Origin of the sequence: Krasilnikovia sp. MM14-A1004, from assembly GCF_047159485.1 — a bacterium.
Classification (GTDB): domain Bacteria; phylum Actinomycetota; class Actinomycetes; order Mycobacteriales; family Micromonosporaceae; genus Actinoplanes.
Genome location: NZ_AP038773.1, coordinates 4,380,237 through 4,400,703, shown reverse-complemented (window position 1 = coordinate 4,400,703; position 20,467 = coordinate 4,380,237). Strand labels below are relative to the sequence as shown.

Below are 20,467 nucleotides of genomic sequence, written 5' to 3'. Positions count from 1 at the left end.
GCCGTTCGCCCGGGAAGTCGAACCAGCGCCTCAGCCGAGGAGGTGCGCGTTGACCCTCAGCACTTCGGGTGCCAGCTCACCGATCTCCACCACTTCGACGCCGGCCGCGCGGAGCGTCGCGACCCCCTCGCAGCGGGCGAACCGCGGGGGTTCCCGCATGGCGAAGACCACGCGGGCGATGCCGGCGTCGAGGATGAGGCGGGTGCAGTCGGCCGGGCGGGACGCCCGTGTCGTGCACGGTTCGAGGCTGGTGTACAGGGTGGCGCCGGTCAGGAGCTGCCCGGCGGCCTTGGCCAGAGCCGCCTCCTCTGCATGCACCGCGGTATCGGTCTCGCGTGAGTGTCCCTCGGTGATGACCGTGCCGCCCCGAACGAGGACTGCGCCCACGTTGTAGGCGGTGGACACCGGTGCGCAGCGACGGGAGAGGCGGATCGTCTGCAGCAGCCAGTCCCGATCGGTCGCGCTCATGGTCGGCCCCCAGGGGTGTCGCTCGGTGGTCACCGCTCGGTGGCCGGAATCTGTTCGGCCGGCACGCCGCGCGCGTTCAGGTGGCCCATCATCAGGTCCTTCACCCGCAGGTACTCCTCGTTGTGGGCGCCCACGAAACCACCGTGGAAGACGCGGGTCACCGCGATCCCGGCGGCGCGCACGGCCTCGATCTTGAGGGGGTTGTTGGTGGCGAGGCGTACGCCGTCGACTCCGAGCAGCTGCAGCGCCGCGGCCGCGGCCGTGTAGTCGCGGGAGTCCACCGGCAGCCCGAGGTGGGTGTTCGCGTCCACGGTGTTGAGGCCGGCCTCCTGGAGGGCGTACGCCTTGATCTTGTTGACGAGGCCGATGCCGCGCCCCTCATGGCGCATCAGGTAGAGCAGGATGCCGTACGGCTCGTTGCCGATGAGCCGGAGCGCCTCCGTCAGTTGCGGGCCGCAGTCGCAGCGCAGTGAGCCCAGCAGATCTCCGGTGAAGCAGGCGCTGTGCAGGCGCACCAGCGGCGCGGAGTCCCCGGCCGCGCCGTGCACGAGGGCGACCACCTCCTCGGTCCCGTCGTCCGGATCCCCGAACACGTGCAGGACGAAATCGCCGGACTCGGTGGGCAGGTTGCAGCTGGCCAGAATCGCGATGGACATGGCGTCCCTTCAGTGTCGGACCGGTTCGGCGGGGAACCGGTCGAGCCGACCGATCGGCTCCGTCGGCGCCCACGACAGCAGGGGGATGTGGGCGTTCACGGTGTGGCCGTCGGACAGCTGTGCCGAGGACGGGTGGTGCAGGTGCAGCATCTGGTCGTCGTACTGGTCGAACGCCGTGGCGAGCTGGGCCCGCAGGACGAAGTCGATGTCCTCGCGCCCCCAGCCCTCGAAGCGTTCGTCCATGCCGCCGATCGCCTCGAACACATCACGGCGCAGCCAGACACACACCCCGGGTGCCCGGTGCACGAGGAAGCCGCGCAGGCTGGCCGGATCGGGCCGGGGGCTGCCGGTACGGCGGTGCCCGACCGCCCGCGCCGAGGCGGCGGCATCGAGGTAGAACAGATCGCGGAACGGCAGGAACCCGCCCGCGCCACGACGATGGAACCGGGCCGCGTTCCGCTCGATGAACTCGCGGTCCACCAACGCGTCCGCGTCCAGGACGCAGACCAGTGGCGCCGGGCGGGCGGTGTTGACCACGCCGACGTTGACCGTCCAGCATTTGTTGAAGTCCCCCCGGTGGGGCGCGAAGAAGTACTCGTCGACGTGGTTCGAGATCACGTCTCTCCACCGGTCCGCGTCGTCCGACTCGACGACCGTCACGTGGTAGGACTCCCGGCTCGCGGACTGGTCGGCGAGCGCGCTCAGGCAGGCGAGGAGGTTGCGGGCGCGGGTGCCGCTCGCGGACCGGTCCCGGAACGGCACCACGACCTGCACCTCCGGGTCGGCTCCGCCGGAGGGGCCGGCGCCCGGCCACGAGCGCCAGTCCGGATCGGGTTCGGCGGCCGGGTCGTACCGGTGTCCGATGTGGTAGTCCAGGCGCGACTTCATCGCCACCTCCCGGGCGGCCCGCACCAGGGGTGCCGTCGCGGCGTCCGTCACCGAGGCCGCGACCAGCTCGTGAACCCGTTCCCAGGCGCCGACACTGCGGGGGTCGCCGAGCAGCTCCGCCGTCGCGGCGGCCAGGTCGGCGTCCCCGTAGCTGTCGATCTCGGTCAGGACGGCCGTGAGCAGCGGTTGCGCCCGATGCCAGTAGTACGGGTTGGCCGCGCGTGCCCCGTCGTCGGCCTTGAGCACGACGGCGGCGGCCACGGCATGTGCCATGGCCGCCGGGTCGGCCGGAAATGTTCTCGTCATCGGAGCTCTCCTCGTCGTTGCTGCACGTCACCCGCGGGCGAACGGTCACCGGCCTGCCGTCAGACCCTCCTGCCGGCCGTCGTCGAGGCCGTAACGGTGGTCCGGGGCGCACCCCAGCACCCGCAGCACGCCGCCCACGCTCGCCTTCGTCACCACGTCGTGGCCCCGCTGCCGCAAATCCTCGCGGGTGCCGGCCGGCATGTCGGCGTCGACATGCAACTGCGGTGGGAGAGCCGCCTCCACCTTGTCGCTGCCCGGAAAGTAGGTCCAGCGGGGGCGGCCCAGCGCCGCCGCCGGGCTCGCCCCGTGCACGAGGAGGTCGCCGAGCACCTGCGCGTTCCACTGGGTCTGCCCGTCGCCGCCGGGGGTGCCGCCCAGCCAGCGCACGCCGGACGGAGTGCTCACGCTCCAGGGCAGGATCGTGTTGACCGGCCGCTTGCCGGGCTCGCACCGGTTGGCGTGCGACGGGTTCAGGGTCGTGCTCCGACCTAGGCGGTTGCCCAACAGCAGCCCCCACTCGGGCACCCCGACCCCGGCGCCGAATCCCAACCCCAGGCTCTGCACCCAGCTGACCGCGTTTCCGGCCCGGTCGACGACGGCCAGGTGCGTGGTGTCGCCCGCCGAGTAGTGCCCGGCGTAGCGGCTGGGGCTGCGCCGTTCGGGATCCACCCCTGCATCGAGCGAGTCGACGACCCCGGGGTCCAGCGGGTCGTCGAACGAGGCGAAGCGCGGGTCGGCCAGATTGTCGAGCCGCCACCCGTAGGTCTGGTTGACGATTTCGGCCAGCAGGTGGACCGACTCCGCGGATCCGGGCGACAGGCCCTCGGCGCGACGCTCGTACAGAAGCAGGTTCTGCAGGAGCAGCGGACCCTGGGTCGGTGCAGGCGTGCTGGCGACCCGGTGCCCGCCGATCACGGCGGTGGCCGCCGGCGTCAGCTCGCTCGTGTCGGCCACGAAATCGTCGGTTGCCAGCAGACCGTCGAGTTCGGTGCTCACTCGGGCGATCCGCTCACCGACGGCCCGCCGGACCTCGGCGGCCGTGACTCCCGCCTCGCCGACCATGCGGTAGAGCCCGCCCAGACCGGGCTGGCGCAGCAGTGAGCCCACCGCCGCCCGGGTGGCGCAGGGGGCGTACACCTCGGCGAACCCCGGCTGGATCAGCAGGGCCAGGTTGTCCTTGATCCAGCGGGTGGTCTGCCCGGTGACCACGACGCCGTCCTCGGCCAGCCGCACCGCCGGTGCGAGCAGACGGTGCAGCGGCATCGTGCCGTACGCACGGTGCAGCGCGAACCACGCGTCGAGCAGGCCCGGCGTGACGGCGGACAGGATCCCGTCGATGGGCACGGTCGAGTGGCCGCGCCGGGCGAAGGCATCGATCGTCGCGGCCATCGGGGCCCGGCCGAGCCCGGTCAGCGCCACCGCTTCGGCGCCGCCCGCCACGTGCAGCACCGCGACCGCGTCCCCGCCGGGCCCGGAAGCCATCGGCATCGTCACCGTCATGACAGCGGACGCGGTCAGCGCCGCGTCGAACGCGCAGCCGCCCTCGTCCAGCACGTCGAGGGCGGCGAGGGTGGCCGCCGCGCTGCCGGTGGACACCATCGTGTGGCGGCCCCACTGCTGGCGATCCCGCAGAACGTCGCGCACGGCGCTCACTGCGGTGCCTGGAGCAGCAGGAAGACGCTCGCGTGCACCAGCTCCACGTCCGCGCTGCCGAGCCGGCCGACGATGGTGTCGACGGAGTCGGCCGCCGCGCGCTGGTCGGCGCGCCAGGGTCCGCCGCTGGCGACCCACCAGCGGGCGTAGTGGCCGGCCGGCACCGCCGCGGTGCGCTCCACGACGAAGGCGTCCCGCACCACGAGTCCGGCCCGTTCGGCCAGGTCGGCCGCTTGAGCGGCGGTCAGGCGGCGCCGGTCGAAGTCGTCGGCGTCCGCGTCCACCACACCCAGCCGATTCGTCAGGTACGCCGAGAACCGGTCCGTGCCGGCGGTCCGGGCGGCGCTCGCCACACAGCACAGCCCGCCGGGCCGCAGGATGGCACGGATGGCCCGGAACACGTCGTCGTACCGGGGGTGCATCCAGTGCAGCGCCGCGTTGCTGAACACCGCGTCGTACTTCCGGTCGGGCACCGTGTCCGGGAACGCGCCGAGCTGGAAACGGACCCGGTCCGGCAACTCCCTGCGCTTCGCTTGCGCCAGCATCGGCGTGGAGATGTCCATCGCGTCGATCTCGGCGCGCGGCAGCGTCTCTGCCAGGCGCCGGGTCAGAGCACCGGTGCCACAGCCGATTTCGTACGCGGTCCGGACGCTCCCCGGATCGGGATGCAACCGGGCCAGCACCGCGGCGTTGCGGAACTGGATGTCCCGGGCGAGCGTCTCGTAGTCGTCCGCCCGGTGCCACCGGTGTGCGTCACTCACCACCGCCGTCTGCGCGTTCACGCGCGCTCCACGGGCTTGAGCCCGATCATCTCGCGCGCCTCGGCCGGTGTCGCCGGCTCACGCCCCAGCTCGCGCGCGATCCGGACCACCCGCTCGACGAGCTGGACGTTCGTCGTCGTACCGCGGCTGTTCCAGTCGTAGTACGGGTTGTCCTCCAGGCCGACCCGGACGTGGCCGCCGAGGCTCATGGCCAGCGTGTTGGCGGCCAGCTGGTAGCGGCCGATCCCGGCGAACGCCCACGTCGAATTCTGCGGCAGCGCGGCCAGCGCGGCCGCGGCGTTGGCCGCACTCACCCCGGCGGTGCCGATCGAGCCGAACAGAATGTTCAGGTAGTACGGCGGCCGCAGCACGCCGCGGGAGATCAGGAATCGGGCGTAGTCGAGCATGCCGATGTCGAAGATCTCCAGCTCCGGCGTGATGTCGCGCTCGTACATCGCGGCCGCCAGCCCGCTGATCGTCTCCGGCGCGTTGACCGACGGCCCGGAGACGAAGTTCATGGAGCCCAGTGTCAGCGACGCCATCTCCGGCTTGGCCCGGCCGGACACGTTCAGCGACTCGGCGCGCTTGGCCAGTTCGGGCCAGTTGCGCCCGCTCGTGGTCACGACGAGCACGATCTGCGGCGCCTGCTCGACGACGGCCGAGCAGATCTCGGCGAATCGCTCGCCGCGCCAGGTCGGCTCCTCGTCGTCGTCGCGGGCGTGCAGGTGCACCATCGAGGCACCGGCCTCGTAGCACTGCCGCACGTCCCGCGCGATCTCTTCGGGCGTGATCGGGACGGCGGGGACCTTGGCCCGGCGCGGAACCATTCCGGTGGGACACAGGTTGATGATCAACTTATCCGACATCGCAGGTGTTCCTTTCGTCGGAACCGAGAGACGTTCCATTACCGGGACAGCAGGGCCCACCGGTGGGCGGCCGGCGCCGTCGTGGCCGGGCTGATCACGTCGATCCGTACGGCGTCCCCGTCGACGCCGGGCTCGGGCAGGAGCCACCGCTCGGCCGATCCGCCCGCGGCGGGTGGCGGCGCGCCGGTGGACAGGACGACGTGACTGTCGGGTGGACAGAGATCGCGGACCGGCTCCGGCGACCATACGTACCGGGTCACCGCCGGCTCCTCCCGCCACAATGGGCGGGCGAGGCGCCAGAATCGCTGCAGGGCCTCGGGTGGATCGGCCCATGTCGCGTCCCTGTCCTGCGGGTCGCGCCACAGCCAATAGACGCAGAACCGGTCCGGGTCGGCGACGTTGCGGAGGGGCTGATAGGCGAGCAGTCCACGGTCCGGCATATCGGCGTCGGTCAGGGCAGCAGCCAGATCCGCATTGAGCGCGGCGAGATCGGCGCCGACCGTGGCTCGGGCCCACTGGTGACCGAGGACGACAATCGGCTGCTGGTCAGACATCCGGGCCGCCGGTGTGGCAGCGGATGCGAACCACATCAGTGCACAGTGGATAGGCAGAATAAAGCAGTATTGCGCTGGCCATGTATCTCCCCCGTTAGGCCGCCGCGATACATGCTACCCAGCAATCAACGATGGTCAACTACCCGACGGTTCCGGAACTTGTGCGGGAGTCGGTAAACACATCGGACGGTCATGTCGCTGTAGCACGCCGTCAAGTCAACCGAATTATCAAAAGACAGCTTCCCGGAACGGTTTCGGTGCACTCGATTCTCTGCGCTATCCGCGGCGCGCGAGCCACAACAGGGTGGCCCCGAGCCCGCAGCATGCGGTGGCCACCAGGTACGGGCTGCGGTAGCCGAACTGGGCGGCCGCGCCCAGCACCGGGCTCGCCAGCAGCGATCCGATCGGGTATGCGTTCGTGAACGCGGTGGTAGCCCGTCCCGGCTGTCCCGGGCGCATGTCCTGCACGTATGTGATGCCCAGGCCCATCATCGCGGCGATGAACGCCGCGTTGCCCACCTGGGCGACCCCGAGCACCCAGAGCTGGGAGGTCCACGAAGCCACCGCGAAATACAGCACGCCGCAGACCGCGCCGCCGATCACCAGCCGCCGCAACGGCATCCGCCGGGACAACGCGCCGGCGCCGAGCATGAAGGGGATCTCCAGGGCCGCGCAGAGACCGAGCACCAGGCCCGAGTCCTGGACGGAGTGGTGCAGGTCGCTGGTGACGTGCAGGGACATGGCGCTCACGCCGAGGACCGAGGCGCATTGCAGCAGCACGAACCCGGCCACGGTGACCCGGAACTCACCGCGCCCGGCGGTCCCGGACGCCTGCTGCGGGCCGGGCGCCGCGGCGTCGCCGTCGCTCGGCGCGGCCGGTGCAACCTCGCGTATGCGCAGCAGTACGACCATTCCCGCCGCCGCGGACAACGCCGCGGTGGACAGGAAGATGGCGGTGAAGCCGCCGAGGCCGAAGAGCAGGCCCGCGAGCGGCGGGCCCGCGACCCAGGCCATTGAGGTGAGCGTGCGCAGCGCGGTGATGACGAACGCGGATCGTCCGCTGCCCCAGCGGTCCAGCCACTGCCTCGCGTAGGCGAACGACTGGGGGTAGAGCGTGCCGGCCAGGGGCACCAGGGTCATCGCCAGCACCAGCAGTGGCCCATAGCTGCGCAGCGCCGAGTAGGCCACCATCGCGACCGCGCCCGCGCCCGCGGCCACCATCATGACCACCCGCCGCCGCATCGACCGGTCGGACATCCGGGCGACGACAGTGCTCACCGTCACCGCCATCACCGGGCCGACGGCCAGGAACAACGACACTTCGACCGGGCTGGCGTGGACCGCGCTGGTGAGGAACAGCGGCAGCAGCGGCATCCACAGTGCACTGGCCAGGCCCGCGCATGCGAAGACGGCGGCGAGGGGATAGAGCCCGCGATGCACACCGCTCAGAGTCGGCTTGGTTTCAGTGAGCACGACAGTCGATAGTAGGACGTGCCGATCGCGCAGCCGATCGAATATGCCTGCGCTCGGACGTTCACCAGCGGCCGCTGGCCGGGATCACGGCCGGTATGTCGACCGGTCAGTGCGCGGCCGGGTGCGCCATGCACAGCTGGTTGCGGCCCGATTCCTTGGCGCGGTAGAGCGCCGCGTCTGCTGCCTCGACGAGGTCGCGGACGGATCCACCGCTCGCCGGTACGTGCGTAGCGACACCGATGCTGAGTGTGACGACGCGGGCTGTCGTGCGCTCGTGCGGGAGGGCGAGTGCCTCCACGGCGGCGCGGGCCCGTTCGGCGACCACGGCGGCCCGGTCGTGGTCCGCGCCGGTGAAGACGATGGCGAACTCTTCGCCGCCGTACCGGCAGACGATGTCGGTGCCCAGGCGGACGGTGCCGGCGAGCTCGGCGGCGACCCGGCGCAGACACTCGTCGCCGCCCTGGTGGCCGTGCGAGTCGTTGTACGACTTGAAGTGATCGATGTCGATCATGGCGAGCGTGACGGCAGTGCCGGTCTCGCGGGCTCGCCTCCAGGTGGCGTCGAGCGCGTCGTCGAAGCGGCGGCGGTTGGCCAGCCCGGTCAGCGGGTCCGTCAGGCTGAGCGCGGCGAGTTGCTCGTTGGCGGCCTGCAGGGCGCTGGTGCGCTCGGCGACCTTGGTCTCCAGGCGCCGGTAGAGGTGGGCGTTGTCGAGGGAGACGGCGAGCTGCGCGGCGAGCAGCGTGACGGCGCCGAGCCGGTCGGTGGTGAAGGCGTCGACGCTGAGCCGGTTCTCCAGCACTAGCGCCGCCCGCAGCGCACCCTGCTGCAGCACCGGGACAACGAGCAGTGAGCCGCGTGGCGCCCCGGTCAGGTACGGGTCGCTGGCGAACCGGTCGTCGCCGGCGGTGTCGGCGACCAGCAGCGGCTCGCGGGTGCGTTCGACGTAGTGCAACGCCCGTACCGGCACGAGCCGTTCGGTTCCCGGCGCGGAGACGGGCACCGGGGCGTCGCCGGGCCGGTCCGGGTCGGGCAGCGTCCAGTGGCCCGCGTCGGAGTCGAACAGGGCGAGCCGGATGGAGGTGGCCCCGGCGAGGGCACCCACCTGCTCCACCACACGCGCCTGCAGCCGGTCGAGGTCGGTTTCCGAGCTGAGCGCCTGCGACGCCCGCAGGACGGCCAGCAGGTCGATGTCGTCGCCCCGGACGCTGGTGCTGAGCGCCTGCCGCGCCGACGCGGCGTCCGGGATGGGCAGGTCGGGGTAAACGCGGTCGAGCTGACGGACCTTGCCCGCGGCGCCCCAGCTGCGGTAATACTCGCGCGCCTCGGCGAGCAGGCCGCGGCCCGTGCGGGGCAACCCGTGGGCCAGGTGGAACAGTCCGGCCCGCTCGGCGATCAGCGCCTTGTGCCACGGCCGCTGACGCGGCTCGGCGTCGCACAGAGCGGCGTCGAAGGCGGTGGCGGCGGCGCGGAAATCGTCGACCGCCCAGGCCCGTTCGGCCTCGACCAGCCGCAGCAGGTGACCGAAGTTCTCGGGAGCGTCATGGGCGCGTTCGGCCAGGAAGTTCCGGCAGCCGTCGAGGGCCGCCAGCAGCGCGGGCCGCGCGTCGGGCTCGGCGTCGCGCACCTGCCGGGCCAGCGCCAGCGCCAGCAACAGTTGCGTCAGGGCGTACGTATAACAGGCGCGCAGCATCGGGGCCAGCCGTGCCGCCTGGTCGGTGTAGCGGGCCACGTCGGAGTCGTCGAAGATGATCGCGGACAGCGCCCGGTACATGAAGTAGTGCAGCGCGACCCGCTTGTTGACCTCCAGGTGCTGCAGCTCGTCGAAGGTGTCGTCGCTGAACCCGCCCGGTGTGCTGGTCCGGCCGCGCATGGCGAGCGCGAACTGCCGGTAGATGACCTGGATGGCGGAGGCATTGTCGTTGCCGGTGCGGCCAGCGAAGGCCATTGCCGCGTCCACCTCGGCGTCGAGGTCGTCGAGGGTCGGTCCGATGTCGACCAGGGCGAACAACGCCGGCCAGTAGGCCATGCAGACCGAATGCAGGTCGCCGCCGCGCAGCAGGCCCTCGCGCGCCAGGCGGGCCTGGTGCACCTCGTCCTCGAGCGGCTGGAACCAGTGCAGCGTACCGACGGCGTTGACGTACCGGACCTGAGCGGTCTCGGTCTCGTAGCCCCGCGCGACGCCCACGGCGAGGGCGTGCTGGACGAGGCGTTCGCCGACGCTGTGCTCGCCGCCGGTCTGGATGGTGGCGAAGCCGGCACTGGCGATGGTGGGAACGAGCGCGGCGCAGGGCCCGTGCTCCGTCCACAAGCGATGCGCCGCGGTGACCACCCAGGGCAGGCCGATCGGGTCGGCGGCGAACAACGCCACCGGAGCGAGCCGCTGCAGCACGCGGGCCGCGGCGAGAGCCCGCGGGTCGGTCGGCTCCGGACGGGCCAGGTCCTCGGTCACGGAGGCGGTTTCGATCCACCTGTACATCGCGTCCAGGCGGCGCCGCACCTCGGCCCCGGCATCGTTGCCCGGCGGGGCGTAGCCGAGCCGATTCAGCAGGGCGAAGCCGAGATCGACCGCGTCGGCATGCCGGTACCTGTTGCTCAGGCTCGAAATCTGGTTACAGGCCGCGTCCACCAGCGCCAGCGGGTCGGGCGCGCGGTGCTCCAGCGAACCGTACGTCTCATCCGCCTCGTCCAGCCGGCCGAGGCTGTAGAGGGCGCCGTGCCGTTGCGTCTCCCACGCGATGGGCAAGGGATCATCGTCGGCCGTGTCGAGGGTCGCCCAGAGCCCGAGCGCCGCGCTGAGGTACTGCTCGGCGGTCGAGTGGTTGCTGATCAGTCGCGCCGCCGCGGCGGCCGCGCCGAACAGTTCCGCCGCCGTGCGCCGCTCAGCTGGTTCGACGTCGCGCAGCAGCGGTCCGGCCGCGAGGTACTGCTCGGCGGCCTCGCCGCGGAAGGCGCGATCCGCGGCCAGGCGCCAAGCGATCGTCAGATGGGTGGACGGCCGGGCCGTCGGGTCCAGGTCGTGGCGGGCCGCCTCCTGCACCCGGTCGTGCCGGAAACGCACAGTGGGCGTGCCGTCGTCGTCTATCACCAGCAGGGCGTCGTCCAGCGCGGCGGCCAGGCGCTCGCGAGTGGTCTCCGGACGGTGCCCGCCCGCGCGGGCGAGCAGGTCGAGCCGGACCGAGCCGCCGAGGCAGGCCATCACCCGCAGCAGCTCGCGGTCGGATTCGGCCAGCCGGCCGATGCGCTCGGTGAGCAGGTCGACGACGTTGCCCGACCCGATGTGGCGGCGGATCGCCGAGGAGTCCCAGCGCCAGCCCGACTCGCCCAGGTCCAGCGTGCCGTCGCCGCGCAGTGCGTTGATCAGCTCGACGGTGTCGAACGGGTTCCCGCCGGTGCGCTCGTGCAGCACGCCGGCGAGCTCGGCCGCGGGTTCGGCGGGCAGCCGCAGCATCTGCCCGACCAGATCGGCCAGATCGCCCGGCCCGAGGTTGTCCAGGTGCAGTCGTACGGGCGCCGCTCCCAGTCGCTGCCACCGGTCGAACAACGCGGTGAGCGGGTGCGCCGCGTCGACCTCCCGGTCCCGGTACGCGCCGACCAGCAGCAGCCCACGAAGGTGACTGTCGGTCTGGATGGCGTCGACGATGCCCAGCGCGGACGGGCTGGCCCACTGCAGGTCGTCGAGGACGAGGACGAGCGGCCGATGCGGCGACGCGATCGCGCGCAGCAGGTCGAGGGCCGCCTGCCGCAGTCGTGCCTGCAGCTCCATCGGGTCGTCCGCCCCGATCTCGTGGTCGCCGAGCAGCGTGGCGAGTTCCGGCGAGGCCGCGGCGATCAGACCGGCGTTGGGGCCGAGCGCCGCGAGAATCCGCGTACGGTGCTGCGCCAGCTCGTCCTCCGGCTCGGCCAGCAGCAGCCGGCCGATGCCGTGCAGCGCCTGGACGGCCACCCCGGAGGCGGCGTCGTGGCGGTACTGGTCGGCCTTGCCGGTGACGAACCAGCCCCCGGCGGCGGTGACCATGGGGCGCAACTGGGAGATCAGGGCGGACTTGCCCGCGCCGGGCGCGCCCGTGACGAGCAGCCCCGTCGCGCGCCCGTGCACCGCCTGCTCGAACGCGGACCGCAGCGCGGCGCTCTCGGTGTCGCGCCCGACCACCGTCGAGGGCGGCGACAACCGGCTCGGGAAGTCCCGTCCGCCGAGCCGCAGGGGCGCCTGGGGCTCGGCGACCAGACGGGTCAGGTCGTGGACCAGCCCCTCGGCGCTCTGGTAGCGCCGGGCCGGTTCCTTCTCCAGCAGCCTTGCCACGATGTCGGACAGACCCCGGGACACACCGAACTCCGCCAGCGGTCGCGGGGTTCGGGCGAGGATGTCCCGCACCAGCTGCAACGGGTCGCCGTCACCGAACGGGGGGTGCCCGGTGGCCAGCTCGTACAGGGTTGCGCCGAGTCCGTACAGGTCGGCGCGGGAGTCGACGGGCAGCCCGGTACGTCCGGTCTGCTCCGGCGCCAGGTACGGCAGCCGGCCGAGGATCTCGGTGGGGTGGGTGAACGCGGGGCGGACCTCGGCGAACGTCGTGGCCAGGTCGAAGTCGATCAGGACCGGCCGGCCGTCGTGGCGCAGCAGGATGTTGGCGGGGTTGATGTCGCGGTGCACGACCGCGGCCCGGTGCACCGGGCCGAGGATGCGCGCGAGCGCCAGCGCGAACGCCGGCAGGCCGGCGACGTCCGGACGCTCGGACGGCGCCAGCTGCGCCAGCGTCCGGCCGGGGACGTCGACGAGGGTCAGCCCGTGCCGGTCGGCGGGCGGGTGGTCGTCCGCGAGCTGGCTGACAGCGGGAACGCCGGCCAGCCGGAGCAGGATCGCGTGCTCGTGGTCCGCCCGTGCCCCGGCGTTCGGCCCGAGCATCTCCTTGCGGACGACCGTGCCGCCATCCGCCGTGGGCACCCGGCTGACCCGGGTCTGGTCACTGTCGTACAGCAAGCCGGAGAGGTGCAGGTCTGTCGGAGACCCGGTCGGCGTTGCCACGGACATGACGTTTCGCTCCCATCGCCGGCGCTCCGAGACGACGTGCCCAGCCGGTGCCACGCTCGGAGTACGCGGTCCAGGGGTTCCGGTCGGTCGGAGCCGGGCGAACTTGAGAGATCCATGCCGGTGGCCCGGAAAATTGTCTGACGGATGCCGGTAACGCGGAACTGAGACGACGTCGCGGGTCACACAACTCCTGCGAGTGAGGCATTCCCCGCCGATACGGCAGTACGGGACAGACCCTTTTTGGCTGGGGCTGGTTATTCGGAGCCACATTCTGATGCGTACCGCACATGCCCGCTTCGTCGTATGGATGCTCGCGCTCACCGCGGCCTTCTACGCGTTCCCCGCGTTCAGTAGGTACACCTGGGCCGCGATCGGCCTCTCCAGCGCCGTGGCCGTCCTGGCCGGCGTGCGCATGCACCGGCCCTCGCGGCGGCTGCCCTGGTGGCTGCTGGCCGGCGTACTGGTCAGCTTCACCGCCGGGGACACCACCTACAACATCCTCACCGACGTCCTGCATCAGGCGGACCCGTTCCCCAGCGTGGCGGACGGCTTCTATCTCGCCGTGTACCCGATGCTGGCCGCCGCGTTGCTGATCTTCATCCGGGCGCGTTCCGACAGCGGCAACCGGGCGGCGCTGCTCGACGCCCTCGTGCCGACGGCCGGCCTCGGCCTGCTGTCCTGGGTCTTCCTGGTCGCGCCGTACGTGGGTAACACCGATCTCAGCCTGCTGGAGAAGCTCACGTCGGTGGCATATCCGCTGGGCGACGTGCTCGCGCTCGCCATGCTGCTGCGCCTGCTCATCGCGCCGGGACGCAACCTCGCGATCACGATCCTCGGCGCCGGTGTCTCCGGCCTGCTGATCACCGACGTCCTGTACGGTCTGCGCCAGCTGGCCGGTACCTGGGCGGTGGGTGGCCCGACCGACGCGGGCTGGGTCTTCTTCTACACCGCCCTCGGTGTCTGCGCCCTGCACCCGTCGATGACCCAGCTGACCCTCGCCCGGCAGCCCAGCCGGCTCGTGGCGCACACCGGCGGCCGCCGCATCGCGCTGATGTCCGTCGCCGCGCTGATCGCGCCGGTCCTGCTCGCCGTCGAGGACCTCCGTGACGGGGTCCACGACGCGCTGGTCATCGCCGTCGCCTGCGCCTCGATGTTCCTGCTGGTCATCGCCCGGGTGCTCGACCTGCTGCAGACCCAGCGGGAGGCGGGCGCCCGCGAGCGGGTCCTGCGGGAGGCCGGCGCGAGGCTCGTCGCGGCCGCCAGCGAGCGGGAGGCCGCGGTCGCCCTGCGGCTGGCCGTCGCAGACCTGATCAAAGGCGGCGAGCCGTACCGTCTGACGTTCGCCTTCGATGACTTCGCCGGTGACACGCCGCCCGGTCACCTGGCCGGCCTGTCCGAGGTCGCGACGCTGCCGGAGAACATCGCGGTCCAGTTGGCCGGCCACGCGTTCGCTCTGCACGCGACAGTCCTCGGCAGCGGGCGGACGGCGGATGGCCCGGGCCGCGCCATGCACGCCTACCTCGCGGCCGCGCCCGGCCTGCTGCAGTCGCTGCGGCAGCCGTTCGAAGCGCTCATGGCGCAGGGCGCCATGGCGATCGGCCGGATCAGCCTCACCGAGGAGGTGAGCCGCCGCAGCAGCGCCGACTATTTCCGTACGCTGGTGCAGAGCGCCTCCGACGTGATCCTCATCGTCGACGACGAGGAGCAGATCCGGTACGCGTCCCCCTCCGCCGAGCACGTCTTCGGACGCCCGCAGCTGGTCGGCACCCCGTTGAGCGGCCTGTTCGCGGGTACCGACCAGGCCGAGCTGCGCGACCTGCTCGCCAGCGGCCGTCAGGACAGCGTCGACCTGAGGGCCGTCCGCGCGGACGGCGGGCTGCTGCAGGTCGAATGCGGCTGCCGGGACCTGCGCGCCGACCCGACGGTCAACGGATTCGTGCTCACGATGCGCGACGTCACCGAGCGCCGCAAGCTCGAGGGCGACCTGACCCATCAGGCCTTCTACGACGGTCTGACCGGGCTCGCCAACCGCGAGCTGTTCCAGGACCGGCTGGAGCATGCGGCCGCGCGCGCCGCGGACGACGGTTCCACAATCGGCGTGCTCTTCCTCGACCTGGACGACTTCAAAGAGGTCAACGACACACTCGGGCACGCCGTGGGTGACCAGCTGCTGATCGCGGTCGGGGAGCGCCTCTCGCGGACGGTCGGCTCGATGGACACGGTGGCACGCACCGGCGGCGACGAGTTCGCCGTTCTGGTCGGGTTCGCGAACGACGAGTTCGACGTCGACCGGGTCGCCGCCCGCATCGTCGCCGAGTTGAGCGTGCCGGTCGAGGTCGGTGACGGCAGCGGCGGCACGCACGTGGTCAGCGCCAAGGCCAGCATCGGCGTGGCGACCAGCGTCGAGGCGGAGGGCAGCACGGAGCTGCGGCGGCAGGCCGACCTTGCCATGTATCTCGCCAAGGGCGACGGCAAGAACACCTGGCAGCGTTACCGCACCGAGTTGCATGCCGCCGTGGAGGAACGCCTGGAGCTGCGCGCGTCGATCAACGACGCGGTCGCCGATGGCCAGTTCGTGCTGCGCTACCAGCCGATCGTCGAGCTGGGCAGCGAGGAGGTCGTGGGCCTGGAGGCGCTGGTGCGCTGGCAGCATCCGACCCGTGGGTTGCTCGGCCCGGACCGGTTCATCGACCTGGCCGAGGAGAACGGCTCCATCGTGGCCCTCGGCAACGCCGTGCTGCGCGATGCGCTGCGGACCTTCGTCGGCTTCCGGGAATCCGCCGGGGACAGGCCGCTGCGGTACGTGAGCGTGAACGTTTCGGCGCGGCAGTTCCGCACCCCCGGCTTCGTCGGCCAGGTGCGCGACGCGCTCGACGACTCCGGCGCCCGTCCCGAGTGGCTGCTCCTGGAGGTCACCGAGAGCCTGCTGCTTCGCGACGCCGAGAACGTCTGGGCGGACCTCAGCGAGCTGCGCGACCTGGGTGTCCGGATCGCCATCGACGACTTCGGCACCGGCTACAGCTCGCTGAGCTACCTGCGCCACATGCCGGTGGACATCCTGAAGATCGACAAGTCCTTCATCGACGAGATCGGGAACAGCGACGAGCAGTACGCGCTGGTCGAGGCGATCGTCGGTCTGGCCAAGATCCTGAAACTCGCGGTCGTTGCCGAGGGCATCGAGCACCGGGACCACAGAGACCTGCTGTTCCGGATGGGCTGCCCGTACGGCCAGGGCTACCACTTCTCCAGGCCCGAGCCCCCGGACCGGGTGACCGCCCTGCTGGCCCCCGGCGCTCTGGTCTCCTGAACGCCGTAACCCGTACGGAACAACTCCCTGGCGTGAGACACCGGAGCGTGCTCACGCCAGGAAGGAGTCCGATCAGGGGTTCACGCGGATCTCCAGCAGGGTGGCCAGGGGCTTGTTCTCGTCTTCGCCGACGCCGACGCCCTTCCACACCCCGGTCTTGAGGTTGTGCTGTTCGGTTTCGCCGTCCACCGTCACCGTCGCGCTCGCCTTGTGGTCGTCGCCACGCAGGGAGTACACCTCGTCCATGGCCAGGCTCAGGAAACCGGTGCTGGAGGTGGCCTTGAAGCACACGTTGCCCTTGAGGGTCGCCACCCAGATCAGATCGTTGTTGGTGGGAGTCGCCGGGCAGTCGGCCAGCATGATCGTTCCCGAGCCGCGAATCAGCTTGATGCCGCGCTCAGCAAGGATCTTGTCGGCATTCGGGTAGCTGTAGTCCTCGACGAGTGACTTCGGATCCGATGCGGACTCCGCCGAAGCCGAGTTGATGGAGAGCCCCACGACGGCGGCCGATGACGCGATTGCCCCCGCGGTCAGAGCAAGCAGCTTCTTCGAAAGCAACATTCTTCCCTTCGTCCAGTACCTGTCTACGTAATTCGAAATGGTCAGGCTTACTAATATGAATCAGTGATGTTGGCGGCGGAACCACGAGCCGATGGTGGCGATGCCGAACCAGGCGGTCAGCGGAAGAATGCTGGACGCCGTCGCGACCGACCAGCCGATCATCGTCTCTTTCGTGGTCATGCTGGTTACCGTTGACAACCCGACGAACAGCAGGCCGAGCACCGTGGCCGCGATTCCCACGGCCACGAGCCACCGCAGCCGACCGACTTTCTCCGCAATCAACAGCGAGGGAAACAGTACGGCGGCGGTCAGCACACCGCCGAGCGCGGCGGCGACCAGCACGAGGAAAGGGCCGGCCAGTGGGCCGCCGGCGTCCGCGTCCGTCATCAACGCGAACACCAGCAGGCCCACATAGGCGAGAACACCTTCGACGCAGAACGTCAGCCAGCTCGCTGCTGCTCCAGCAACGTGCCTGACGATGTTCCGAGCCATCGCAAACCCCACCTTTCGCCGTCGCTCAGTTCCAGCTGACGGTTTCAGTCCAGCGGATCGACTGGTTGGTCTTCGACAACGGACCACCGCCGCTATTGACGAAATTGTTCAACGGGTCACCGATGTTCCGGCTCCACCAATCGGTGTATCCGATGATCGGAGGATGGGTGGCGGATTGGATGTCGGACTCGTTCTCGATGAAGTACGACACCTTGGCCGTCTTGTGCACCCGATCCACGTCGTAGACGTAGAACTCCATCTGGTACGACCCCAGGTAGGTGACGGCGAGATTGCCCGTCTTGCCCGCGGTCAGCAGGGTGGAGTAGTCCTTGACGTACTTCGCCGCTCCGCCGGTCCCACCCAGACCGTAGTCGCCGTGTCCGAGTCCGTCGCCGTCGCCGTCGCCCGCGCCGCCGTTGCGGAGGCTCTCCAGGATGCCGGAGCGGACGTCCGCGACATGGTCGTGCTTCTTGATCAGCTCGGTCATCGGGTCGCCGTCGAAGAACCGCTGCTGCCGCTCGCCGTCACCGGTCAGCCACTGCACGCCCAGCTGGAACGGGGTGGTGTTGTTCGGACCCTTGCGTTCGAGTCCCATCCACCACGGCTCCTTGCTGCCCGGCCTGGTCTCCTGCATCTCCTGACGCATTTTCGTCAGGTACTGACCGATGGCCCCGGCGTAGTAGGTCGCCGCCTCGCCCGCGTTCTTGCCGGCCTCCACCGCTGACGCCCGCGCCGCCTGTGCCGCCTGCACCGCGCCGGCGGCGTAGTGCGCCGCACGCCGGCTCGATGCGGTCGCCCGGTTCGCCGAAGCCTGCGCTGACTGCGCCGCCCGGTTCGCGGAGGCCGCCGCCGAACGGGCCGTTGCTGCCGAGGCAGCCGCCTTACGAGCCGACGCCTCCGCTTCGGTGGCGGCGGTGTTCGCGCGACCCGCCTCGTTCTGCGCTCGGGTTGCGGCAGCGCTGGCCTCGTTGGCGTACTTCGCCGCCTCGGCCGACGCGCCGCGGGCCCGCGCCGCGCTCTCGGCCGCCTTCTGCGCGTTCTGCTGTGCGGTCGCCGCGGCGGATGCCGCCTCGGATACCTGGTGTTGCACGGCGGCCACGTGCGTGGCTGCTTCGAAATCGCGCTGCGCCGCCTGATACTGCACGGCGTTGAGGAAGTCCGACAGGTAGCTGCTCGGCCCGGCCAGGGCGATCTGACCGGCCGCCTGTACCTCCGGGCCGCCCTTCGTGATGATCTGGTTGATCTTGATCCGGGCATCCGACTCGGCTGCCACGTACTGCCCGGTGGTCAGGAACGCCTGACGATCCTCGGCCGTACCGTCGAGCGCCGCGTTGGCCGCCTTCTTCGTCGCCGGGCCGCCCGAGGTGAGCAGCTGGTTGATGCGGATCCTGTCGTCGGCGTCCTTGCCTTCGTAGTCCCGCTTCGTGAGGAACTCCACCACCACGCCGTGGGTACCGGAGAGGGCCTTCTCCGCGGCGGTGGTGAACGCCGGCTTGTTGACCGTCGCCGCCAGGTGCATCACCCGGAAGCGGTCGTCCTGGTCACCGGCGACCTCCCGTTGCGAGGACACGAACATCACCACGTCGGCCTCGCTGCCGCCGAGCGCGTCGGCGGCAGCGGCCTGTGACCAGGGTCCACCGGACTTGAGCAGGAACGCGGCGACCTTGCGTCCGTTGGTGACGACGGTTTCGGTGCTTGCTCCCGGCGCGGTTGCCGCGGCCCACCACTGCTGCGCTTCGCCGCTCAGCCGTGCCTGCTCCTGCGTGTCCCAATTCAGCTTCGTCAGGTAGTCCTGCTCGGCCTGCCGAGCCTCGATCGCCAGTTGCATCCGCTGCTCGGTCTGCAGGCGCAGGCGCTCGTCGTCGGCGGCGCGAGCCGCTTCCTCGATGGCGGCGGCCTTCTTGGCCGCATCGGCGGAGGCGTTCGCGGCATCGATCGCCGCCGCAGCAGCGTCCTTGGCCTTGTTCGCCTGGTTCGCCGACTCGCCCGCGTGGTTCGCCGCGTCCTCGGCGGCCTTTCCGGCCGCCTCGGCGTGCTTCGCCGCGTCGTTGGCCGCATCCCGGGACTCGTACGCGGATCGCGCCGACTGCTGCGCGTACTTGATAGCGGCGTCAGCCGCCGAGTTCGCCTGCGCCGCGCGGCGCCGGGCCAGACCGGCCGCGTTGCGTGCCCGAGCCGCCTCGGTGGCGGACACCCCGGAGTAGCCGCCCGCGCTCTCGGCCGCGGCGGCCGCCTGGTCCGCATGCGCCGTGGCGCTCTTCGCCGCGTTCGCGGCGGCGCCGGCCGCCTCCGCCGCCTTGCCCACCGCCGCCGCGGCAGCGGCCGACTGCCGCGCCGCCGCGGCCACCGCGTACGCGTTCTTCGCGGCGTCCCGAGCGGCTCCGGCCTTGTTCCTGTCGTACGCCGCCCCGGCCGCCTCCCGGTATGCCCGCTCGGCAGCCTGCCTCGCCCGCATGGAGGCGCTCGCCGCCCGCGCCGCGGCCGTGGCCGCTACCCGCGCCGCCGCGTTCGCCGCGTTCGCCGCGCTGATCGCCTGCTGAGATGCCTGGGCAGCCCGGCTGGCAGCGTCGGCGGCGCGGCCCGCGGCCCGGGTGGCCCGATCGGCGGAGTTGGCTGCTTGCGCGGTCTCCTCCTTGGCCCGCTCCGCGGCCACCCTGGCCAGCCGAGCGGCCTCGACGGCCTGGTCCGAAGCGTCCTGGGCCGCCTGCGTTTCCCGCGCGGCCAGCTCGCCTGCTTCCTTGGCCTGGTTCGCCAACTCGGTGACGGAGGCGATCTCCTGGTCACGCGCGCGGGCGACGTCGGCCCCGGAGATCAGGAACTCCTCTAGCTCGGCCGGTGTCCCGTTGAGCGCCGCCTGGGCGGCGGCCTTCAGGTTCGGCCCCCCGGCTGCATCCAGTTGGTTGGCCCGGATGCGATCATCGGCGGTCTGCGCCTGGTACCGGCCGGTGAGGAGGAAGTCGGCGACGTCGGAGTCAGCGCCGTCGAGCGCCTTCTGCCCGGCGGCCCGGACCTGGCCCCCACCCGCGGTCATGATCTGGTTGGCGCGAACCCGCAGATCCTGCCCGAGCGGGGCGCGCCACCCCGACTCCAGGAATGCCCGTACCGCCGAGGTGCCGCCGGCGAGCGCCTCCGTCCCGGCCTTGCGGATCGCGGGCCCGCCACTGCTCATGAGGTCGTCCACACGCGCGCGATCGTCGAACGCCTTCGCCTCGGCCTGGCCCGTGGCGAGGAACTCCCGGACGTCCTCGTCGGACCCCAGCAGTGCCTGTTCGGCGGCGCGGGCCAGATTCGGCCCGCCGGACTGCAGCAACGCCACCGCGCTGCGTCGATCGGTGACCGTCTCGGCCCCGTACGCCACGGAGGGCAGGGAGCTCACCGCCACGCTGACGGCACCGCCGATGGCGGCGAGGATCCGCCATCTCCGCTTCGCTTCTACACGCAAGATAGTTCCTTCAC

At 71.3% G+C, this 20,467-nt stretch carries 13 protein-coding genes; 1 reads left to right on the top strand and 12 read right to left on the bottom strand.

Features of this window, described 5'->3' with window-relative positions; translation table 11 throughout:
- Window positions 1-30 precede the first annotated feature (30 nt).
- The 9 genes from ACMCNN_RS18760 to ACMCNN_RS18720 all read right to left on the bottom strand — a co-directional run bounded on the left by ACMCNN_RS18760 (window position 31) and on the right by ACMCNN_RS18720 (window position 12,651).
- Window positions 31-468, bottom strand: a complete 438-nt coding sequence (locus ACMCNN_RS18760) for a deaminase (protein ID WP_412741813.1) — start codon at window positions 466-468, stop codon at window positions 31-33.
- A gap of 29 nt (window positions 469-497) precedes the next feature.
- The gene (ribA, locus tag ACMCNN_RS18755) at window positions 498-1,124 is read right to left on the bottom strand and encodes a GTP cyclohydrolase II RibA (RefSeq protein ID WP_412741812.1); all 627 of its coding nucleotides are present in this window, start codon (window positions 1,122-1,124) and stop codon (window positions 498-500) included.
- A 9-nt stretch (window positions 1,125-1,133) separates the two neighbouring features.
- Complete coding sequence (locus ACMCNN_RS18750; RefSeq protein WP_412741811.1) at window positions 1,134-2,318, bottom strand: glycosyltransferase; 1,185 nt, start codon at window positions 2,316-2,318, stop codon at window positions 1,134-1,136.
- Between the two features lie 45 nt (window positions 2,319-2,363).
- Complete coding sequence (locus ACMCNN_RS18745) at window positions 2,364-3,962, bottom strand: gamma-glutamyltransferase family protein (RefSeq protein ID WP_412741810.1); 1,599 nt, start codon at window positions 3,960-3,962, stop codon at window positions 2,364-2,366.
- Window positions 3,963-3,967: 5 nt separating this feature from the next.
- Window positions 3,968-4,753, bottom strand: a complete 786-nt coding sequence (locus ACMCNN_RS18740) for a class I SAM-dependent methyltransferase (protein ID WP_412741809.1) — start codon at window positions 4,751-4,753, stop codon at window positions 3,968-3,970.
- Complete coding sequence (locus tag ACMCNN_RS18735) at window positions 4,750-5,598, bottom strand: 3-keto-5-aminohexanoate cleavage protein (RefSeq protein WP_412741808.1); 849 nt, start codon at window positions 5,596-5,598, stop codon at window positions 4,750-4,752. Before ACMCNN_RS18735 ends, ACMCNN_RS18740 begins: the two co-directional genes overlap by 4 nt.
- Before the next feature lie 38 nt (window positions 5,599-5,636).
- The gene (locus ACMCNN_RS18730) at window positions 5,637-6,152 is read right to left on the bottom strand and encodes a putative quinol monooxygenase (RefSeq protein ID WP_412741807.1); all 516 of its coding nucleotides are present in this window, start codon (window positions 6,150-6,152) and stop codon (window positions 5,637-5,639) included.
- 276 nt (window positions 6,153-6,428) lie between these two features.
- Window positions 6,429-7,625 carry an MFS transporter gene (locus ACMCNN_RS18725; RefSeq protein WP_412741806.1) on the bottom strand — a complete coding sequence of 399 codons (1,197 nt, stop codon included), beginning with the start codon at window positions 7,623-7,625 and terminating at the stop codon, window positions 6,429-6,431.
- A gap of 106 nt (window positions 7,626-7,731) precedes the next feature.
- The gene (locus ACMCNN_RS18720; RefSeq protein ID WP_412741805.1) at window positions 7,732-12,651 is read right to left on the bottom strand and encodes a diguanylate cyclase domain-containing protein; all 4,920 of its coding nucleotides are present in this window, start codon (window positions 12,649-12,651) and stop codon (window positions 7,732-7,734) included.
- 274 nt (window positions 12,652-12,925) lie between these two features.
- Between ACMCNN_RS18720 and ACMCNN_RS18715 the strand changes: the two genes are divergently transcribed.
- Entirely contained in the window at window positions 12,926-15,958 is a 3,033-nt protein-coding gene (locus tag ACMCNN_RS18715; protein WP_412741804.1) for a putative bifunctional diguanylate cyclase/phosphodiesterase, read from the top strand.
- Between the two features lie 72 nt (window positions 15,959-16,030).
- On the opposite strand, the gene ACMCNN_RS18710 is transcribed toward ACMCNN_RS18715, so the two are convergent.
- Genes ACMCNN_RS18710 through ACMCNN_RS18700 form a run of 3 tightly spaced genes read right to left on the bottom strand, consistent with a single transcriptional unit; the run spans window position 16,031 to window position 20,453 of the window.
- Window positions 16,031-16,519, bottom strand: a complete 489-nt coding sequence (locus tag ACMCNN_RS18710; RefSeq protein ID WP_412741803.1) for a hypothetical protein — start codon at window positions 16,517-16,519, stop codon at window positions 16,031-16,033.
- A gap of 60 nt (window positions 16,520-16,579) precedes the next feature.
- Complete coding sequence (locus tag ACMCNN_RS18705; protein ID WP_412741802.1) at window positions 16,580-17,011, bottom strand: hypothetical protein; 432 nt, start codon at window positions 17,009-17,011, stop codon at window positions 16,580-16,582.
- Between the two features lie 25 nt (window positions 17,012-17,036).
- Window positions 17,037-20,453, bottom strand: a complete 3,417-nt coding sequence (locus ACMCNN_RS18700) for an ALF repeat-containing protein (protein ID WP_412741801.1) — start codon at window positions 20,451-20,453, stop codon at window positions 17,037-17,039.
- Between the last annotated feature and the right edge of the window lie 14 nt (window positions 20,454-20,467).